This window comes from Curtobacterium sp. MMLR14_002, from assembly GCF_001864975.1.
Classification (GTDB): Bacteria; Actinomycetota; Actinomycetes; order Actinomycetales; family Microbacteriaceae; genus Curtobacterium; species Curtobacterium flaccumfaciens.
Genome location: NZ_MJGT01000057.1, coordinates 33,823 through 52,112, shown reverse-complemented (window position 1 = coordinate 52,112; position 18,290 = coordinate 33,823). Strand labels below are relative to the sequence as shown.

The following is an 18,290-nucleotide window of genomic DNA, read 5'->3' as shown; positions in this document are numbered from 1 at the left end:
GACAGGAGGCGCGGTGCGAGCCCGCACCGCGCCTCCTGTCCGTCACTCGGTCACGCCCAGGGCGCGTGGTCCGTCACCAGGTCAGACGAGGGACCACTCCACCAGGCGGGGGTCGTCGAGGGTGACCTCGTGCACCGCGCCCGTGACCGCGACGGTGGCGCGCTCCGTGGCGGTGCCGGGGACGGGGTGTCGGACCGGCCCGTCGCCCGAGGCGACGATCCCACCCGCTGCCACCGGGCCTCCCGGCCGGGACGCCGCCGCGTGCGACGCGACCCAGACCTGCACGTCGCCGGGCTCGACCACCTTGCGCATCCGACGGTCGGTGAACGCGAAGCGTTGCACCGGGACGCGGAAGCGGACCCGCGCGGACTCCCCCGCGGCGAGCGCGACCCGCGCGTACCCGAGGAGCTGCACCTCGGGCCTGGTGACGCTGCCGTGCACGTCGTGCCCGTAGAGCTGCACGACGTCCTCGCCGGCACGGGACCCGGTGTTCCGGACCGTCACCGACGCGGTGAAGACGCCGTCGGAACGGACGTCCGGGTCGACGACGAGCTCGTCGTAGGCGAAGTCGGTGTAGCCGAGGCCGAAGCCGAACGGTCGCACCGGCGTCGAGTCGGCGGCCGTGACGTCGGACGGACCGCCGAGCCGCGGGTGCAGGTACGTGAACGGCTGCGCGCCGGCGGACCGGGGCAGGGACAGCGGCAGGCGGCCCGAGGGCGAGGCCGCGCCGGTCAGCAGGTCGGCGATAGCCAACCCGCCGCCCTCCCCCGGGAAGAACGCCTGCACGACCGCGGCAGGGCGCGGCTGGTCGCCGTCGAGCGCCCAGCCGATCGCGTACGGCCGGCCGGTCAGCAGCACCATCACGGTGGGGGTGCCGGTCGCGACGACGGCCTCGACCAGCTCGCGCTGCACGCCGGGCAGGTCGAGCGACTCGGTGTCGTTGCCCTCGCCGACCGTGCCACGGCCGAAGAGTCCGGCCTGGTCGCCGACGACGACCACGGCGACGTCCGAGGCGGCGGCCACGGCGACCGCGTCGGCGAAGCCGGCCCGGTCGTCGCCCGTGACGGCGCAGCCCGCGGCGAAGCGGACCGCCGACGGGCCGAGGGCCCGGGCGACGGCCTCGCGGACGGTCGGGATCGCGAAGCCGAGCGGCAGGTCGGGGTGCGAGGCGAGCACGTGGTTGGCGAACGAGTAGCAGCCCTGCAGGGCCTCGGCGCGGTCGGCGTTCGGGCCGATGACCGCGACGGACGCCCCCGGTGCGAGCGGGAGGACGGGGGTGCCGCGAGCGCTGCCGCCGTCAGCGGTGCCGCTGTCGGCGGTGCCGCTGTCGTTCGACAGCAGCACGAGCGACTTCGCAGCCAGCTGGCGTGCGAGTGCCTGGTGCAGCGGGGTGTCGAGGTCGATCCCGGTGGGGGCGTCCTCGGCGAACGCGTCCGGTTCGAGCAGGCCGAGCCGCTCCTTCTGCCGGAGCACCCGGAGCACGGCACGGTCGACGAGTGCCTCGTCCACCTGCCCGCTGCGGACCCGCTCGACCAGCGGCGCGAGGTACGCGTCACCGGTCGGGAGCTCGACGTCGATGCCGGCCTCGAGCGCCAGCGCCGCGGCCTCGCCACGGTCGGCGGCGATGCCGTGCATGACCTCGAGGAACGCCACCGAGAAGTAGTCCGCGACGACGGTGCCGTCGAAGCCGAGCCGGTCGCGGAGCAGGTCGGTGAGCAGCTCGCCGTTCGCCGCGACGGGCACGCCGTCGATCTCGGCGTACGAGTTCATGACGCTCCGGGCGCCGCCGTCGCGCAGCGCCATCTCGAACGGCGGCAGGTACACGTCGGCGACCTCGCGGGCACCGGCGTGCACGGGGGCGTGGTTCCGTCCCGCCTGCGACGCCGAGTACCCGAGGAAGTGCTTCAGGGTCGCGTCGACCCCGGCCGACTGCAGCCCACGCACGTACGCGGTGCCGACCGTGCCGACCAGGTACGGGTCCTCGGCGATGCACTCGTCGACCCGCCCCCAACGCGGGTCGCGGATCACGTCGAGCACCGGTGCGAGCCCCTGGTGGACGCCGAGCTGGCGCATGGACCCACCGATCGCGGCGCCGACCTGCTCGACGAGCTCCGGGTCGAACGACGCGCCCCACGCCAGCGGGGTCGGGAACGTCGCGGCCTTCCACGCGGCGAGCCCGGTCAGGCACTCCTCGTGGACGAGCGCCGGGATCCCGAGCCGGGTCTCGCGCTGCAGGCGGCGCTGTTCGGCCCAGAGCCAGGCAGCACGCTCGTCGGGTTCGACGGGGCGGGTGCCGTAGACGCGGGTGAACTGCCCGATGCCGTCGCGGGTGATGTCCGCCAGGGTGCTGCCCTGTTGCACGGCCGCCATCTCGCCCTGCATGGGGGCGACGACGCCGTTCTGGTCGAGCCAGTACCCGACGAGCTGCGCGACCTTCTCGTCGAGGGTCATCACGGCGAGCAGGGCGTCGGCGCGGGGTCCGGCGGTGGTCGCGGTCTGCGTCGCGTCCGTCGCGGTCACCCCTTCACCGCCCCGGTCAGGCCGCCGACGATCCGGCGCTGGAAGATCGTGAAGAACACGAGCGCCGGGATCATCGACATCGAGGTGAACGCGAGCACCTTGGCGGTGTCGACGGAGTACTGCGACGAGAACGACTGGACCCCGAGCGGCAGCGTGTACGCGGCCTCGTTGTTCAGGATGAACAGCGGCAGGATGTAGCTGTTCCAGCTGGCGATGAACGCCAGGATGCCGACCGTGACGACGCCGGGCAGCGACAGCGGCACGACCATCCGGAAGAAGAACCCGAGACGGCTCGCTCCGTCGATCGACGCCGCCTCCTCGAGCTCGTCGGGGATCGCCCGCAGGAACGGCACCAGGATGATGACGGTGGTCGGCAGCGCGAACGCGATCTGCGGCAGGATCACGCCGGCCAGGCTGTTCGTCAGACCGAGGTCCTTGACGAGCAGGTACAGCGGGGTGATCGCGACGGTGATCGGGAACATCAGACCCGCGGCGAACAGGGCGTAGAGCGCCCCGCGGCCGGCGAACCGGTAGCGGGCGAGCACGAAGCTCACCATCAGCCCGAGCACGACGACCCCGAGGGTGGTCGTGACGGCGCTGATCGTGGAGTTGCCGAGCTGCTGCCAGAAGATGCCGCTCGACAGCACGGACCCGTAGTTGCCGAACTCGAACGGTGCCGGCAGCCCGGCGGGGCTCGTGGTGATCTGCGAGTTGGTCCGGAAGCCGCCCAGCACGATGTACAGCACGGGTGCCAGGTTGGCGGCGACGAACAGGATCGCGACGACGTAGGTCAGCGGGTTCGCGCGTCCGATCGCGGCACTGGACCGGCGCTCCCGCACGGCCCGGCGCCCGGGGGCGACGATGCTCGTGGTGGCCATCAGTTCTTCCTCTCGGTGAGTGCACCCGCGGTGTCGCGGCGGAGCACGAAGCGCTGGTAGATCAGGGCGACCACGAGCGAGATCACGAACATCACGACCGCGACGGCGCTGCCGAAGCCGAAGTTGCCCGAGGTCCGGCCGTTGGCGACCATGTACGTCGCCATCGTCGAGGTGCCCGCGGTCGACGCGATGTACTGCCCCCAGATGATGTAGACGAGGTCGAACAGCTGCAGCGAGCCGATGATCGACAGGAACGCCCAGATGCGGATCGTCGGACCGAGGAGCGGCAGGGTGATGCGCCGCTGGATCTGCCAGTAGCCGGCGCCGTCGATGGCGGCGGCCTCGAACAGTTCCTCGGGGATGCTCTGCAGGCCGGCGAGGAACAGGATCACCGCGAAGCCGATGTACTTCCACGAGATGATCACGAGCAGCGTCCAGATGGCGATGTCGGGGTTCGACAGCCAGTCCGCACGGAGTCCGCCGAGGCCGATGCTCTGGAACAGGTCGTTCACGGCGCCGTTCGACTGGAGCATCAGGCTCCACCCGGTGCCGACGATCACCTCGGAGATGACGTACGGCACGAAGACGAGCACGCGGACGAGCCCGCGGCCGTGCATCTTCTGGTTGAGCAGCAGCGCGAGCACGATCGCGATCGGCCCCTGCAGCACCAGCGAGAGCACGACGATGAAGCCGTTGTGCATCAGGACCGCGTGGAACGCCTTGTCCTGGAAGATGATCAGGTAGTTCTGCAGTCCGACGAAGTCGGTGGGTGGGCCGTAGCCCTGCCACTTGAAGAACCCGTAGTAGGCGGCGAGCGCCACGGGCAGGATCACGAACGTGACGAAGACGATGACCGCGGGTCCGGCGAGGACCGCGATCTCGACGCGCTTCCGCCAGTCCGCGATGCGGCGCTTGGTCCGCCGACCGGCGGGGAGCGGCGAACCGCTCCCCGCCGGGGACGTCCCCGCGGCCGTGTCCGACCCGGTGGCCGGAGTCGTACCGAGCGAGGTGTCGAGGGTCATGCTCAGCCCTTGGCCGCAGCCTGGTTGGTGGTCTCGACGATGTCCTTCGCGCTGCCCTTGTCGGCGAGCAGGTCGACGACGCTGGTGTTCAGCGCGTTGCCGACGTTCTGGCCGTACAGGGTGTCGAGGTACTGCGAGACGAACGGGGCCTCCTGGTAGGCGGCCAGGGCCGACTTCAGGTAGTCCGAGTCGACGACCGACTGGGCCTCCTTGTTGACCGGGATGGCGTTGAAGGCCTTGTAGTAGGCCTCCTGGTTGTCCTTCTGCACGATGAAGTTCAGGAAGTCGGTGCACGCCTTCTTCGGGGCCTGTGCCGAGCAGGAGTTGCCGTCGACACCACCCATCATCGACTTCGGGTCACCCTTGCCACCGTCGATCGCGGGGAACGGGAACCAGCCGAGGTCGGGCAGCGGCTTGGCGTCCGGCGTCAGCGACGCGATCACGCCCGGGTCCCACGCGCCCATGAGCTCCATGGCGGCCTTGTGGTTGGCGAGGAGACCGGCGGAGCTGCCGGCGCCCTGCTGTGCGGCGGTGGTCAGGAAGCCGTTGTTGAAGGGCTTGGTGGCGTTGAAGTCCTCGAGCTGCTCGCCGGCCTTCGTCCAGCAGGCGTTGTCGAACTTCAGCGACTTCGCCGTGTCCTCGAGGGTCTTCTGGCTGCACTCGCGGAGCGCGAAGTTGTAGTACCAGTGGGCGGCCGGCCAGGCGTCCTTCGCGCCGACGGCGACCGGGTCGATGTCCTTGGCCTTGAGCTTCGTGATCGCGTCGTTCAGCTCGTCCATGGTCGTGGGCGTGCCCTCGATGCCGGCTTCCTTGAACAGGTCCTTCGAGTACCAGATGCCCTCGGGGAGCACCGCGCCCGGCATGGCGTAGGTCTTGCCGTCCTTCTCGTACCCGGCGAACGTGCCCGCGCTGATGGACTTCTTCGCGTCGGCGCTGATGGAGTCGGAGATGTCCATGAGCTGCCCGGCAGCGATCATCGCGTCCATCTTGCCGCCGCCGCGCTGCAGGAACACGTCGGGGGCGTCGCCGGAGTTGAGGGCGGTCTGGAGCTTGCCGTCCAGGTCCTCGTTCTGGATCGCCTGGGTCTTGATGGTGACGTTCGGGTACTTCTCCTCGAACGCCTTGACCGTCGAGGCCCAGTAGGCCTTGCCCGGTCCGGTGGTCGAGTTGTGCCAGAAGGTCATCGTGACCTTCCCGCCGTCCTCGGAGGCATCGCTGCCCGCCGAGCACCCACTGGCCACCAGTGCTGTGGCCCCGATCAGCGCGATGGCTGCCGCGGCACGGATCTTCCTCGTCATCGTGGAACTCCTGAAGTGTCGTCGTTGACATGCGCGACATCGACTGCCGCTGCGGAGAGCATGCCTGCTGCTCCAGGTCCATGTCAATCGATATCGATAACGTTTTCTTTACCGTTCGCATGGTGCCGCAGCGGTACGGTGTGCACATGGACTCGGCACTCGGCGCGCGTCCCGGTGCCGGCCGGGTGACGATCGGCGACGTGGCGCGGGTGGCCGGGGTGTCGATCCCGACGGTGTCCAAGGTGATCAACCAGCGGGACGGGGTCGCACCCGCCACGATGCTCCGCGTGCAGCAGGTGGTCGACGACCTGGGGTACGAGACGTCGCTGGTCGCCCGGAGCCTGCGGAGTTCGCGGACCGGGGTCGTCGGCATCCTGGTGCCCGAGTTCGAGCCGTTCTCGACCGAGCTGCTCCGCGGTATCTCGCGGGCGGCCACCGGCACCGGCTACGAGCTCCTCGCCTACGCCGGCCTGATGACCGGCGCCGACCGACCCGGGTGGGAGCGCCGGTCGCTGTCCCGCCTGTCCGGCACCCTGATCGACGGCGCGATCGTCGTCACCCCGACCACGGCACTGTCGAGCTCGTCGATCCCCGTCGTGGCGATCGACCCGCACACCGGGCCGGAGGGGCACGCCACCGTCGACGCGGACAACGAGGCCGGCGCGGTGCAGGCCGTCGAACACCTGCTGTCACTCGGACACACCCGCATCGCGCACCTGCAGGGACGCGCCGACCTGGCCTCCGCCCAGCTGCGCGCGGCCGGGTACCGCTCAGCCCTGACAGCTGCGGGCATCACGGTCGACGAGTGTCTGCTGCGTGACGGCGGCTACCAGGAGGACCAGTCCGCGGCCGTCGCCCGCGAGCTCCTGACCCTCGCCGACCGACCCACCGCGGTGTTCGCCGCGAACGACTCGTCGGCGATCGGTGTGCTCCGCGCCGCGGCCGAGGTCGGGCTCCGCGTCCCCCAGGACCTGTCCGTCGTGGGCTTCGACGACGTGCCGCAGGCGTCCACCACGACCCCGCCGCTCACCACGGTGTCGCAGCCGCTCGCCGAACTCGGGTCGCACGCCGTGCAGATGCTCCTGACGATGCTCCGTGGCGAACCGACCACGGACCACGTCCGGCTCCCCACGACCCTGCGGGTCCGGGCGAGTACGGGCCCCGCGCCGAGGCCGGCGCCCGGCCGCTGAGCACCCGCCGCCGTCAGCGGCGCAGGGTCTGCTTCGGGTACTCGCCGAACCGGGCCGCGTAGGCCGCCGAGAACCGGCCGAGGTGGGCGAACCCCCAGCGGCGGGCAACGTCGCCGACGACCCCGGCCTGCGGGTCGAGCTCGAGCAGTTCGCCGCGCACGCGGTCGAGCCGGACCTCGCGCAGGTACGTCAGCGGCGACACGTCGAAGACCCGGCGGAACGACTCCTGGACCGACCGCACGCTCAGGCCGGCGACCTCGGACAGCTCCTGGACCGTGACCGGCTCGGCAGCGTGCGCGTGGATGTACTCCACCGCCGCCCGCAGCCGGGCGTTCCGGGGCAGGCCGAGCACCGCGGGCAGGTCGTCGGCCTGCGGCGGGAACGTGTCCAGGAACGCGGTGGCCGCCGACCGCTTGGCCTCGTGCCACGCGTCGGAGTCGGGTCCCCCGGCGCGCAGGGCGCGGGACAGCGCCACGAGCGCCTCCTGCCAGCGCTCGGCCGTGTCCGGTTCCGGCATGCGGGTCGGGTCGAACCGCAGTGGCGCCGCTTCGACCTCCAGGTGTTCGAACGCGACGCGGTGCACGTACTCGCGTCCGAAGTGCACCAGGCGCTGGTCGTGGTCCTCGGCCGTGAACACGAAGTCGTCCTCGGGCGGCAGGAGCACGGGGACGTCCCGGCGCAGCTCCATCCGGACGCGCCCGGAGTCCAGGTTCGCGGTCCCGCTGGTGATCCACGTCACCACGTAGTCGGCGCCGACGGGCACCGAGCCACGCACGGCACCGCGGAGCTGCGAGCGCCGGATGCTCACGTCGGAGTCGCCGACGGCCGTGTACCGGTACGAGAAGTCCTCGTCGATGCGCCGGACGGACCACCGATCGGCGCCGTGGACGGCGGCGAGGTCGCGCTCGGCCGAGTCGGGGTCACCGCCGGAGACCTCGAAACGCACCGGTTCACCGCGTGAAGCGGACTGCGGAGTCGGGACGGGGTCAGCCACGGCGCCCCGAATCCGCCATCGCCACCTGCACCGTTCCACGCTCCGCGTTATGTGGATACGCTGGTGCGGTGACTGCGGCGTATCGTGACCCGGACGAGACCCGTGCAGAGGGGACGCTGTCGTGAGCGATGTCGACCTGGACGCGGCGCTGACCCGGCTCGAGGCCGCGGTCTCCGAACTGCGCGGTCGACTGCGCGACGAGCTCGGCGTCTCCGGCGGCGACCTGACGCTGCTGCAGTTCGTCTCGCGCGCCGAGGAAGCGGGTCGGACGGTGCGCGTGAAGGACCTGTCGAAGCACCTGGGACTCACCGGCCCGGCGGTCACCGGCATGGTGGACCGCCTCGAGCACAGCGGACACCTCAGCCGTGTCCCGAACCCCGACGACGGCCGCAGCCGGTACATCGAGCTGACCGATGCTGCCCGGCGCGACTACGCGCGCGCGATGGACGGCACGAACAAGCACCTGCACGACCTGATGGCCTCCTTCTCGGAACGGGAGCGGGCCAGGTTCGTGCGGATCATCGACCGCATCGTCGCAGCCGTCGATCTCGGCGCACCGAGCCCCTGACGGCAGGGTACGGGCGGTCAGGACGGCGCTCGGACGAATGTCCAGCATGCGCAGCTAGGTAAGTTCTCTACCTATCTCCGCATGCCGGACACCCGTCACCCCTTGACGGCTCCGGAGGTCAGACCGGACACGATCGAGCGGCGGAACACGAGCACCAGGATGACGATCGGCACCGTCGCAGCGACGCTCGCGGCGAAGATCTGCGCGAACGGCACCGTGAACTGCGTCCCGAAGAGCGCGATGCCGACCGGGATCGTCCGGAACGAGTTCTCGCTGTTGAACGTCAGGGCCATCAGGAACTCGCTCCACGACGCCGTGAAGGTGAAGACGCCGACCGTGAACAAACCCGGCTTCGCCATCGGCAGGATCACCGACAGCACGGTCCGCCAGGCCCCGGCGCCGTCGATCTCGGACGCCTCCTCGATCGTCGACGGGATCCCCTGCAGGTAGTTCCGCATGATCCAGATGGCGAACGGCAGGTTGAACGCCACGTACGGCACGATCAGACCCGGGTACGAGTTGAGCAGCCCGAGGTTGCGCTCGAGCAGGTACAGCGGCGTCAGCACCGCGATCGCCGGGAACACCGACAGCATGAGCAGCGAGGTCATGATCGCCGTCCGCCCCCGGATGAACCGACCGGCCAGGGCGTACCCGGCGAGGAACGCCAGCGCGAGCACGATCACCGTGGTCGACACCGACACGATGACGCTGTTCACCATGTACTGGCCCAGCGCGTTGTCGCGGAAGGCCACCACGAAGTTGTCGAAGGTGAACGACTGCGGCCAAACGGTGGGCGGCGACTGCCCGATCTCGGACGCCGGCTTGAGCGACGTCGTGACGAGCCAGTAGAGCGGCAGCGCGGTGAGCACCGCGATGACGACACCGCTGACGTTGACGGTGTTGACCCACTTGCGCCAACCCTTGCGCACACGTTGACGGGGCATCAGTCGTCCCCTCCCTTCGCCTGGTTCCGGAACGCCCGGAGGAACAGCAGACACCCGGCCGCGACGATGACCGCGGTGGAGGTCGCGATCGCCGCGCCCGGTCCGATGTTGATGTCCTGGAAGAGCACCTTGTAGCCCATGATCGCGAGCGACTGGGTGGCGGTGCCCGGGCCGCCGTTCGTCAGCACGAACGGCAGGTCGAACACCCCGAACGCCTGCAGGATGCGGAACAGCACCGCGATCGTCAGGGTCGGGGTGAGCTGTGGCAGCACCACGCGCCAGAACGTCTGCCAGGTGCTCGCACCGTCGAGCTCGGCGGCCTCGTAGTGGTCCTCCGAGATCTGCACGAGCCCGGCGAGCAGGATGATCGCGACGAACGGCGTCGTCTTCCAGATGTCCGCGACCATCAGCCCGGTGATCGCGGGCACCGGTTCGCCGAGGATCACCGGAGCGTCCCCGAACAACCCGAAGAACCACGTCGCGACGCCGTAGGTGCTGTCGTAGATGTACTTCCACAGCTGCGCGTTGACGATGGTCACGAGCGACCACGGGATGAGCATGAGCGCGAGCATCCAGCCGCGGGTGGCCCCGAGCCGCTCGAGCACCAGTGCGACGAGCATGCCGAGCACCAGCTCGACCGACACCGTCACCACCGTGTAGAGCACCGTGAAGCCCAGCGCCCGGTACCAGTCGGCGCTCTGCAGCAGGGCCGCGTAGTTGTCGAACCCGAACGACTGGATCGTGAAGCCCTCGTAGCCGACCTCGACATCCGCGAAGCTCAGGACGACCGAGTACACGACCGGGAAGATCGTCACCGCCGCGACCACCAGGAGCGCCGGTGCCGCGAAGCCCCACGCGCCCCGCGAGCGGATGCGGTCGAGACGCGACCGCCCCGTCGGCCGGGGCGGCGGATCGACGCGACCCGTGCCTCCAGGCCGTGCCGGTCGTGTCGCCGTGCCGGCGCTCACAGCGCTGCTCCCTGCAGGGCGAGCGAGATGGCGGAGGCCATCGCGCTGGTGCCACCGTCGACGGACGCCTGCCCGCCGAGGATGCTGTTGCCGTTCTGGTAGACGCCCTGCGAGACCTTCGGGTAGTAGGCCGTCGAGGTTGGGCGGGGCACGAGCGTGATGCCCGCCGCCGTGTCGTAGGTCGGGCGCTCCTGCCGCTTCGCGTCCTCGCTCACGAGCGAGGCGCTTCGGGCCGGCAGGACCCCGCCCTCGCGGGTCAGGAACTGCTGCGCGGTCTCACTCGACATCCAGCGCGCGAAGGTCAGTGCCGCCGCGGGCTCCTGGGTGTGCGGGTTGATGTAGTTCCCCCACCCGCCGATCGTCGAGTGGTGTTCGTCCATGCCGTCGAACGTCGGCCGGGCGGCGAGCCCCACCTTGCCGGCGACCTTGCTGTCCGGGCCGTTCGCGATCCCCCACGCGTACGACCAGTTGCGGAGGAACGCCGCGCGGCCTCCGGAGAAGGCGTCGTTGGTGTCCTGCTCCTGGTACGTCAGGGTGGCCCGTGGCGATGCCCCCGACGTGACCAGCGAGCGCATGAACTCGAACGCGCGCTTGGTCTCGGAACTCGTCGTCTCGGGCTTCGTGAGGTCGTCGTTGAGCAGCGACCCGCCCGCGTCGGCGACGAACTCGGTGACGTTGCAGGTCAGTCCCTCGTACACGTCGCCCTGGAACGCGAACCCGTACGACACGTCGCCGGTGTCCACGAGCTTCGCGGCGGTCTCGCGCACTTCCTCCCACGACCCCGGCACTTGCAGGGAGTGCTTCGCGAGCAGGTCCTTCCGGTACAGGAAGAACGACTCGTCGATGTAGAGCGGGAACATGTAGTACGTGCCGTCGACACTCGCCGCCAGCCGCAGGCCCTCGGGGAACTGGTCGAAGAAGTCCTCGCCGACGAGCTGGTTCACGGGGGTCGCGAGCTTGTTCTTCGCGAACTGCCCGGGCCAGGCGACGTCGCCCAGGTAGACGTCCGGCGTGCTGCTGCCGGCCGCGATCTGGGTCGTCAGGCTGGTGCGGTTCGTGTCGGTGTCGCTCGGGGCACTGACGATCCGGACGCGGATGTTCGGGTGCTCCTTCTGGAACTCCGCGATGAGCCGGCGGCGCAGGTCACCGCCGTCCTTCGAGGCGACCTGGCCGGCCCACCAGCTGATCGTCGCCTCGCCCTCGGGCGGTTCGGTGGGCCAGTCCTCGACGCGCGTGCGCTCGGATCGGGTGGAGCAGCCGGCGAGCAGAAGCACCCCCGCTCCCCCGAGCATGAACGTCCTCCGGTCGATTGCCATCCGTCCTCCTCGACGTGTGGTGCTGCGAACCTGTACGTCCACACAACCAGGCGGAGCCTGGTCTGTCCGCCAGGCGGCGGCGAGTGGCGCGGCCGCGTCGAGCACCTTTCGGGGTGGACGACACCTCACGCGCTCGGAGATCCGTGGACTGTCGCTCAGCCCGAAACGTGGCTGGCGGCGGCCTGGAGGCGCGTGGCGGGGCCGACCCGCGCCTCCAGTCCGGCAGGGGGTCAGGCGGGGGCGGGGGCCGTCGAGTCGGCCAGGTGCAGGGCGCACGGGATGAGCGTGTGGGTGCGCTCGGTGCTGCCGCCCTCGAGGCGGTCGACCAGCGATTCGACCGCCAGGCGGCCGAGCTCTGGGCCGGGGGCGTTCAGCGTCGTGAGCACCGGTTCGGTCGCGGCGCCGGCGCCGTCGGAGGACACGATCGCGATGACCGAGACGTCCTCGGGCACGCGCCGACCGCCGGCCCGCAACCCGCTGACGAGCCCGAAGTTCGAGTCGTCCTTCATGATGATCGCGGCCGTGACGTCGGGGTCGTGCGCCAGCAGGTCCGCCGCCGCACGACGACCGCCCTCGGCCGAGGCACCGGCGGCGACCACGGTGCCGGTGAGCCCCCGGCGCTCGATGCCGGCGTGGAACGCCGCCTCGGAGCGGACCTTCGGCCCGTAGTCGGCCATGGTGGTGCCGTCGAGGTCCTCGACCACGAGCCCGATCCGACGGTGCCCGAGCCCGGTGAGGTGGTCGAGGGCGTCCTCGACGGTGCGCTCGAAGTCGATGTCGACGTACGAGATGCCCGAGGGGTCGGCGGTACGGCCGATCGCGACGAACGGGACCTCGAGTTCGGTCAGACGGGCGATCCGGGGGTCGTGCATGGTGACCTCCATCACCACGACCCCGTCGGCGAGACCGCCCGAGATGAGCTCCTGCACGTCGTCCGCCGTCGTCACCGCCGGCCAGAGCACCAGGTGGTACCCGAGCTCCGAGGCGCGGCTCGCGGCACTCGTGAAGAACTGCAGCGCGGTCTGGCCGAGCCGGTGCTCGAGCACCGGGAACACGAGCGCGAGGATCCGGGTGCGGCGCGACGCCAGCGCTCGGGCGACCACGTTGTTCCGGTAGCCGAGCTCGCGCATCGCCGCCGTGACCCGGGCACGGGTGTCGGCGGACACGCGCTTGTTGCCGTTCACGACGAAGGACACCGTCGCGATCGAGACGCCCGCCCGGTCGGCGACCTGCTGCATCGTCGCCATGCCGCTCCCTCACCCTGTTGCGCTCACTGTAGCGGGGGCAGTGCCCGAAAAAGTTCGTCTAAGCGCTTTACCATCTAACCGCTTCGATGCTAGCTTCGACCCCACTCGGGACGCGACGGAGCGGTTCTGGTCCGGTCGTCCCCGATCCACGAGCGACACGTTCGACTCGTGTCCGGCAACCATCCAGAGAAGAGCGAAGCAATGAAGCCTCGACACCGCAGGATCGCCCCGGTCCTCAGCGCGGTCGCCATGCTGGCGACCGTCCCCCTCGTCCTCGCCGGCTGTTCCGGCGGCTCGTCCGCGAGCTCCGGCGGCAAGGTGGACTCCATCACCGTGCTCGACTACTACAACCAGGGCAACGACAAGAAGGTCATCGGCGAGTACCTCGACAAGTGCGGGGCCGAGAACGACGTCACCATCAAGCGCAGCCTGGTGCCCGGCTCGTCGCTCATCCAGAAGGTCCTGCAGCAGGCGTCGTCGAAGACCCTGCCGGACGTCCTGATGCTCGACAACCCGGACCTGCAGCAGATCGCCGAGACCGGTGCGCTGTCGCCGCTGTCCGACTACGACATCTCGACCGACGGCTACGCCAAGGGCGTGCTGCAGGCCGGGACCTACGAGGACAAGGTCTACGGCCTCGCCCCCACCGTCAACACCATCGCGCTCTTCTACAACAAGAAGGTGCTGTCCGAGGCCGGTGTCACCCCGCCGAAGACGTGGGACGAGCTGCAGTCCGCCGCGGCGAAGCTGACCAAGGGCGACCAGTACGGGTTCGCCGTCGACGCCAACGCCACCTACGAGGGCACCTGGCAGTTCCTGCCGTTCATGTGGTCGAACGGCGGCGACGAGAAGGACATCGCGACCCCGGAGACCGAAGAGGCGTTGTCGCTCTGGAAGGGCCTGGTCGACGACGGCTCGATGTCGAAGAGCGTCGTGAACTGGACCCAGGCCGACGTGAACGACCAGTTCATGGCCGGCAAGGCCGCGATGATGATCAACGGCCCGTGGCAGATCCCCGGTCTGAAGGAGTCGAAGGTCGACTACGGGATCGCCCAGATCCCCGTGCAGTCCGCCAGCGACAAGGCCGTGGCCCCGCTCGGTGGCGAGGTCTGGACCGTCCCGAACACCGGTGACAAGGCGAAGCAGGCCGTGGCGGCGAAGATCGTCGACTGCATGAACAGCGACGCGAACCAGCTCGCGATGGCGAAGCTGCGGTACACGATCCCCTCGAAGACCGACGTCGCCCAGCAGTTCGGCAAGGACGTCCCCGAGGAGCAGGTGTTCGTCGACCTCGTCGCCGACGCCCGTGCCCGCACCGGCGAGCTCGGTGCCGACTGGCCCAAGGCCGCGACGAAGATCTACACGGCCGTGCAGTCGGCGCTGACCGGGCAGGACTCCCCGGCCGACGCCCTGCAGAACGCGCAGTCGAGCAACTGAGCATGACGAGCACCGCGACCCCCGTCGCCCCACGGCGGGCCGCCGGGAGCGGAGCACCCGCTCCGTCCCGGCGGCCCCGCCCGGGCCGCTCGCTGCGCTTCGAACGGATCGCGCAGCTGCTGTTCCTGCTGCCGGCCGTCCTGTTCCTGCTGCTGTTCTTCGGCTACCCGGTGGTCAAGAACATCGTCATGAGCTTCCAGGCGTACACGACGTCGACGTTCTACACGGGCGAGGCACCGTGGGTCGGCCTGGCGAACTACGCCTCGGTCGTGTCGTCCCAGCTGTTCGGCACGGCGATGCTCAACACGGCGCTGTTCACGATCGGGTCGATCGTCGGCCAGTTCGTCCTCGGCCTGCTGCTCGCCCTGTTCTTCCGACGGAACTTCCCGCTGTCCGGCCTCCTGCGCTCGCTGCTCCTGCTGCCCTGGCTGCTGCCGCTCATCGTCTCGAGCGCGGTCTGGAAGTGGATGCTCGACCAGGACTCGGGCGTCGTCAACCAGTTCCTCGGCACCTTCGGCGTCCCGTCGGTCCCATGGCTGACGAGTCCCGCCGTGGCGCTCATCACCGTCATCGCGGTGAACATCTGGATCGGGATCCCGTTCAACACCACGATCCTGTACGGCGGTCTGCAGGACATCCCCACCGAGCTGTACGAGGCAGCGGCACTCGACGGCGCGACCGGGTGGAAGGCCTTCTGGGCGATCACCTGGCCGATGCTGCGACCCGTCGTGAGCGTCACGCTCGTGCTCGGCGTCGTCTACACGATCAAGGTGCTCGACATCATCCTCGGGTTGACGAACGGCGGGCCGGCGAACGCCACCCAGACCATCGCGACCCAGTCCTACGACCTGTCGTTCAAGCAGTTCGACTTCGGGCAGGGCGCCGCGCTGAGCAACATCCTCATCGTGATCTCCGCCCTGTTCGCGATCGTCTACCTCCGCCTCAACAGGAAGGCCGTCGATGACTGACGCAGCGTCCACCACCGACGCCCTCCGGACCCGCGCGGTGGTCACCCGCGGTGCCCGGCGGCCCGTTCGTCCCACGAGCGCGAAGCAGTGGGTGCTGTCCGGCGTCGGGATCCTGATCCTCGCCGTGATGCTGTTCCCCGTCTACTGGATGATCAACATCTCGCTGCAGCCGGCCGGCTCCGCGATCGAGGCCGCCTGGTTCCCGATCAACGCCCAGCTCGGCGGTTACGCGCAGGCCATCGCCGACCAGGGCGGCGCCCTGGTCACGAGCCTGGTGATCGCCCTGGGCAGCGTCGTCGTCAGCCTGCTCATCGCGACGCCGGCGTCCTACGCGCTCGCCCAGTTCAAGGTCAAGGGCATCAACGCGGTGCTGTTCGGCATCCTCATCTCGCAGATGATCCCGGGCATCGTCGTCGCGAACGCCCTGTACGCCGCGTACAACGACCTCGGCCTGCTCAACACCGTGCCCGGGCTGATCCTGGCCGACAGCACCGCGGGCGTGCCCTTCGCGATCCTGATCATGCGGGCGTTCATGCAGAACATCCCGCCGTCGATCATCGAGGCCGCCAAGGTCGACGGTGCCGGCAACTTCCGGGCCTTCCGCTCGGTCGTCGTGCCGATCAGCGCCAACGCCCTGATCACCGCCGGGCTGTTCACGTTCCTGTTCACCTGGAGCGACTTCCTGTTCGCCCTGACCCTCACCACCACCGAGGACGTCCGGCCGATCACCCTCGGCATCTACAACTACATCGGCACCTTCACCGCCGACTGGTCGACCGTCATGGCCGCCGCGGTGATGGCCTCGATCCCCGCCATCGTGCTGCTGCTCGTGGCGCAGAAGTTCATCGCCGCCGGGGCCACCGGCGGCGCAGTCAAGTGACCGGGTCCCACCACCCCCGAAAGGCACACACCATGACCACCACCCCGCTCCGCATCACCGTCTGGGGCGAGAACGTCCACGAACAGGTCGAGCAGCACGTCGCCGAGCGGTACCCCGACGGCATGCACGGCGCGATCGCGGACGGCATCCGCGAGCACCTGCCCGAGGCCGTCGTCCGGACCGCCACCATGCAGGAGCCCGAGCACGGCCTCACCGACGAGGTCCTCGCGAACACCGACGTCCTCACCTGGTGGGGGCACGCCGCACACCAGGACGTCGACGACGCCGTGGTCGACCGCGTGCACAAGCACGTGCTCTCCGGCATGGGGCTGCTCGTCCTGCACTCCGGCCACTGGTCGAAGATCTTCGGCAAGCTGATGGGCACCACCTGCACCCTCCGCTGGCGCAGCGAGCACGACCAGGAGCTCGTCTGGACCGTCAACCCGCAGCACCCGATCACCCGCGGGGTGCCGAACCCGATCGTCATCCCCGAGCAGGAGATGTACGGCGAGTACTTCGACGTCCCGACGCCCGACGAGCTCGTGTTCATCTCGGGCTTCACGGGCGGCGAGGTGTTCCGGAGCGGCATGACCTACCGCCGCGGCCTCGGGAAGATCTTCTACTTCTCCCCCGGTGACCAGGACTTCCCCGTCTACCACCACCCGGACGTCCGCCGCGTGATCGCGAACGGCGCCGAGTGGGCCCGGCCCGAGCGGGAACGGGAGATCCCGACGCTCCGCCGCTACGACCTGGGCGAGTACTTCGACGGGCAGCACTACCGCGGCCCGTTCGACGACGCCGAACCCGAGACCGCCGAGCCAGCAGCCAGCGAGCAGGCAGCCGAGCGCGACGGGGCGCAGGCGTGAGCCCGCTCCGCGTCCTGCAGGTCGGCGCCGGCGGGATGGGGCGGGCCTGGCTCGCCACCGTCGCCGCCGACCCCGAGGTCGAGCTGGTCGGCATCGTCGACCTCGACCTCGACGCCGCCCGCGCCGGGGCCGAGCACGCCGGCGACCCGTCGATCCCGGTCGGCACGGACCTGACCGTGCTGGCCGCCGAGACCGGTGCCGAGGCCGTCCTCGACATCACCGTGCCGGTCGCGCACCACCCGGTCACCCTGCAGGCGCTCCGGGCCGGGCTCCCCGTGCTCGGCGAGAAGCCCGCCGCGCAGACCGTCGCCGAGGCGCTGTCACTCGCCGCCGCCGCCGAGGCCACCGGCAAGCTGTTCATGGTGTCGCAGTCCCGCCGGTACAACGACCAGCTCGTCGCGTTCCGGCAGCACGTCCGCGACCTCGGTGCCGTGGGCGGGCTGAGCACCCGGTTCGCGAAGGCGCCGCACTTCGGTGGGTTCCGCGAGGAGATGGACGACGTCCTGCTGCTCGACATGGCCATCCACGCCTTCGACTCCGCCCGGTACGTGCTCGAACGCGACCCGGTGTCGGTGTACTGCGAGTCGTGGAACCCGTCGTGGTCCTGGTACCGGGGCGACGCGGCCGCCGCAGCCGTCTTCACGTTCGAGGACGACGTCCGCTACGTCTACGACGGCTCGTGGTGCGCGCCGGGTGCCGAGACCTCGTGGAACGGCGACTGGCGTGCCTCCGGAGCGGCCGGCACGGCGCTCTGGGACGGCGACCACGACCCGTCGAGCGACCTCGACGGCACCCCCGGTTCCCCTGCCGCTGCGCCGTCGGTCGGGCACGAGATCGCCGGGTCGCTGGCGTCCTTCGTCCGGGCGGTCCGCTCGGGCGAGGTGCCGGACGGCGAGGTGCACGGCAACGTGATGAGCCTCACGATGGTCGACGCAGCCATCACCTCGGCCCGCAGCGGCCGCCGGGTCGTCATCGACGAGGTGCTCGAACAGGCGCACCGGGACGCCCTGGCCGCCGAGCAGGACGACGCGATCCGCGACCGCTTGGCCGGCTGGGAGTCGGTCCGCGGCGCCCTGCGCGAGCGGCTGCCCGCTTCGTGAGCAGGAACGGTCGGGTCGCGCACCGCGACCCGACCGTTCCTGCTCACCATGTGCGGTCCGACGCACCCCGAGCAGGCCTGGAGGCCCGTGGCGG

16 protein-coding genes are annotated in these 18,290 nt (G+C 70.2%); 7 read left to right on the top strand and 9 right to left on the bottom strand.

The window, feature by feature from the left end; all coding sequences use genetic code 11:
- Positions 1–81: 81 nt before the first annotated feature.
- Genes BIU91_RS09455 through BIU91_RS09440 form a run of 4 tightly spaced genes read right to left on the bottom strand, consistent with a single transcriptional unit; the run spans position 82 to position 5,718 of the window.
- Positions 82–2,520, bottom strand: a complete 2,439-nt coding sequence (locus BIU91_RS09455; protein WP_071405210.1) for a glycoside hydrolase family 3 N-terminal domain-containing protein — start codon at positions 2,518–2,520, stop codon at positions 82–84.
- The gene (locus BIU91_RS09450) at positions 2,517–3,398 is read right to left on the bottom strand and encodes a carbohydrate ABC transporter permease (protein ID WP_017886791.1); all 882 of its coding nucleotides are present in this window, start codon (positions 3,396–3,398) and stop codon (positions 2,517–2,519) included. The genes BIU91_RS09455 and BIU91_RS09450 overlap by 4 nt, the downstream gene beginning before the upstream one ends.
- The gene (locus BIU91_RS09445; RefSeq protein WP_071405209.1) at positions 3,398–4,420 is read right to left on the bottom strand and encodes a sugar ABC transporter permease; all 1,023 of its coding nucleotides are present in this window, start codon (positions 4,418–4,420) and stop codon (positions 3,398–3,400) included. The genes BIU91_RS09450 and BIU91_RS09445 overlap by 1 nt, the downstream gene beginning before the upstream one ends.
- A 2-nt stretch (positions 4,421–4,422) precedes the next feature.
- The gene (locus BIU91_RS09440) at positions 4,423–5,718 is read right to left on the bottom strand and encodes an extracellular solute-binding protein (RefSeq protein WP_071405208.1); all 1,296 of its coding nucleotides are present in this window, start codon (positions 5,716–5,718) and stop codon (positions 4,423–4,425) included.
- Positions 5,719–5,864: 146 nt separating this feature from the next.
- On the opposite strand from BIU91_RS09440, the gene BIU91_RS09435 reads away from it, so the two are divergent.
- The gene (locus BIU91_RS09435; RefSeq protein WP_071405247.1) at positions 5,865–6,908 is read left to right on the top strand and encodes a LacI family DNA-binding transcriptional regulator; all 1,044 of its coding nucleotides are present in this window, start codon (positions 5,865–5,867) and stop codon (positions 6,906–6,908) included.
- 13 nt (positions 6,909–6,921) lie between these two features.
- Here the strand turns inward: BIU91_RS09435 and BIU91_RS09430 are convergent, their stop codons facing one another.
- On the bottom strand, positions 6,922–7,854 hold the full coding sequence (locus BIU91_RS09430; RefSeq protein WP_071405207.1) for a helix-turn-helix domain-containing protein: 933 nt from the start codon (positions 7,852–7,854) through the stop codon (positions 6,922–6,924).
- Positions 7,855–8,023: 169 nt separating this feature from the next.
- On the opposite strand from BIU91_RS09430, the gene BIU91_RS09425 reads away from it, so the two are divergent.
- On the top strand, positions 8,024–8,470 hold the full coding sequence (locus BIU91_RS09425) for a MarR family transcriptional regulator (RefSeq protein ID WP_071405206.1): 447 nt from the start codon (positions 8,024–8,026) through the stop codon (positions 8,468–8,470).
- 95 nt (positions 8,471–8,565) lie between these two features.
- Here BIU91_RS09425 and BIU91_RS09420 read toward each other — a convergent pair whose 3' ends face one another.
- The 4 genes from BIU91_RS09420 to BIU91_RS09405 all read right to left on the bottom strand — a co-directional run bounded on the left by BIU91_RS09420 (position 8,566) and on the right by BIU91_RS09405 (position 12,945).
- Positions 8,566–9,414 (bottom strand): carbohydrate ABC transporter permease, encoded by an 849-nt coding sequence (locus BIU91_RS09420; RefSeq protein WP_027464448.1) that lies wholly within the window; start codon positions 9,412–9,414, stop codon positions 8,566–8,568.
- Positions 9,414–10,382, bottom strand: coding sequence for a sugar ABC transporter permease (locus BIU91_RS09415; protein ID WP_171907805.1), 969 nt, complete (start codon positions 10,380–10,382; stop codon positions 9,414–9,416). Before BIU91_RS09415 ends, BIU91_RS09420 begins: the two co-directional genes overlap by 1 nt.
- Entirely contained in the window at positions 10,379–11,698 is a 1,320-nt protein-coding gene (locus BIU91_RS09410; protein ID WP_071405205.1) for an ABC transporter substrate-binding protein, read from the bottom strand. Before BIU91_RS09410 ends, BIU91_RS09415 begins: the two co-directional genes overlap by 4 nt.
- Before the next feature lie 230 nt (positions 11,699–11,928).
- The gene (locus BIU91_RS09405) at positions 11,929–12,945 is read right to left on the bottom strand and encodes a LacI family DNA-binding transcriptional regulator (RefSeq protein WP_253183720.1); all 1,017 of its coding nucleotides are present in this window, start codon (positions 12,943–12,945) and stop codon (positions 11,929–11,931) included.
- Between the two features lie 201 nt (positions 12,946–13,146).
- Here BIU91_RS09405 and BIU91_RS09400 point away from each other — a divergent pair, with 201 nt between their 5' ends.
- The 5 genes from BIU91_RS09400 to BIU91_RS09380 all read left to right on the top strand — a co-directional run bounded on the left by BIU91_RS09400 (position 13,147) and on the right by BIU91_RS09380 (position 18,196).
- Entirely contained in the window at positions 13,147–14,382 is a 1,236-nt protein-coding gene (locus tag BIU91_RS09400; protein WP_071405204.1) for an ABC transporter substrate-binding protein, read from the top strand.
- 2 nt (positions 14,383–14,384) lie between these two features.
- Entirely contained in the window at positions 14,385–15,350 is a 966-nt protein-coding gene (locus BIU91_RS09395) for a sugar ABC transporter permease (RefSeq protein ID WP_071405203.1), read from the top strand.
- Positions 15,351–15,477: 127 nt separating this feature from the next.
- Positions 15,478–16,230, top strand: coding sequence for a carbohydrate ABC transporter permease (locus tag BIU91_RS09390; protein ID WP_231495622.1), 753 nt, complete (start codon positions 15,478–15,480; stop codon positions 16,228–16,230).
- A gap of 32 nt (positions 16,231–16,262) precedes the next feature.
- The gene (locus BIU91_RS09385; protein WP_071405202.1) at positions 16,263–17,096 is read left to right on the top strand and encodes a ThuA domain-containing protein; all 834 of its coding nucleotides are present in this window, start codon (positions 16,263–16,265) and stop codon (positions 17,094–17,096) included.
- Positions 17,093–18,196 carry a Gfo/Idh/MocA family oxidoreductase gene (locus BIU91_RS09380; RefSeq protein ID WP_071405201.1) on the top strand — a complete coding sequence of 368 codons (1,104 nt, stop codon included), beginning with the start codon at positions 17,093–17,095 and terminating at the stop codon, positions 18,194–18,196. Before BIU91_RS09385 ends, BIU91_RS09380 begins: the two co-directional genes overlap by 4 nt.
- Positions 18,197–18,290 lie beyond the last annotated feature (94 nt).

Excerpts from the sequence above, each read along its gene's own strand:
- BIU91_RS09450 (WP_017886791.1), bottom strand. The coding sequence starts at position 3,398 with ATGGCCACCACGAGCATCGTCGCCCCCGGGCGCCGGGCCGTGCGGGAG.
- BIU91_RS09445 (WP_071405209.1), bottom strand. The coding sequence starts at position 4,420 with ATGACCCTCGACACCTCGCTCGGTACGACTCCGGCCACCGGGTCGGAC.
- BIU91_RS09440 (WP_071405208.1), bottom strand. The coding sequence starts at position 5,718 with ATGACGAGGAAGATCCGTGCCGCGGCAGCCATCGCGCTGATCGGGGCC.
- BIU91_RS09435 (WP_071405247.1), top strand. The coding sequence starts at position 5,865 with ATGGACTCGGCACTCGGCGCGCGTCCCGGTGCCGGCCGGGTGACGATC.
- BIU91_RS09420 (WP_027464448.1), bottom strand. The coding sequence starts at position 9,414 with ATGCCCCGTCAACGTGTGCGCAAGGGTTGGCGCAAGTGGGTCAACACC.
- BIU91_RS09410 (WP_071405205.1), bottom strand. The coding sequence starts at position 11,698 with ATGGCAATCGACCGGAGGACGTTCATGCTCGGGGGAGCGGGGGTGCTT.
- BIU91_RS09405 (WP_253183720.1), bottom strand. The coding sequence starts at position 12,945 with ATGGCGACGATGCAGCAGGTCGCCGACCGGGCGGGCGTCTCGATCGCG.
- BIU91_RS09400 (WP_071405204.1), top strand. The coding sequence starts at position 13,147 with ATGAAGCCTCGACACCGCAGGATCGCCCCGGTCCTCAGCGCGGTCGCC.
- BIU91_RS09395 (WP_071405203.1), top strand. The coding sequence starts at position 14,385 with ATGACGAGCACCGCGACCCCCGTCGCCCCACGGCGGGCCGCCGGGAGC.
- BIU91_RS09390 (WP_231495622.1), top strand. The coding sequence starts at position 15,478 with ATGCTGTTCCCCGTCTACTGGATGATCAACATCTCGCTGCAGCCGGCC.
- BIU91_RS09385 (WP_071405202.1), top strand. The coding sequence starts at position 16,263 with ATGACCACCACCCCGCTCCGCATCACCGTCTGGGGCGAGAACGTCCAC.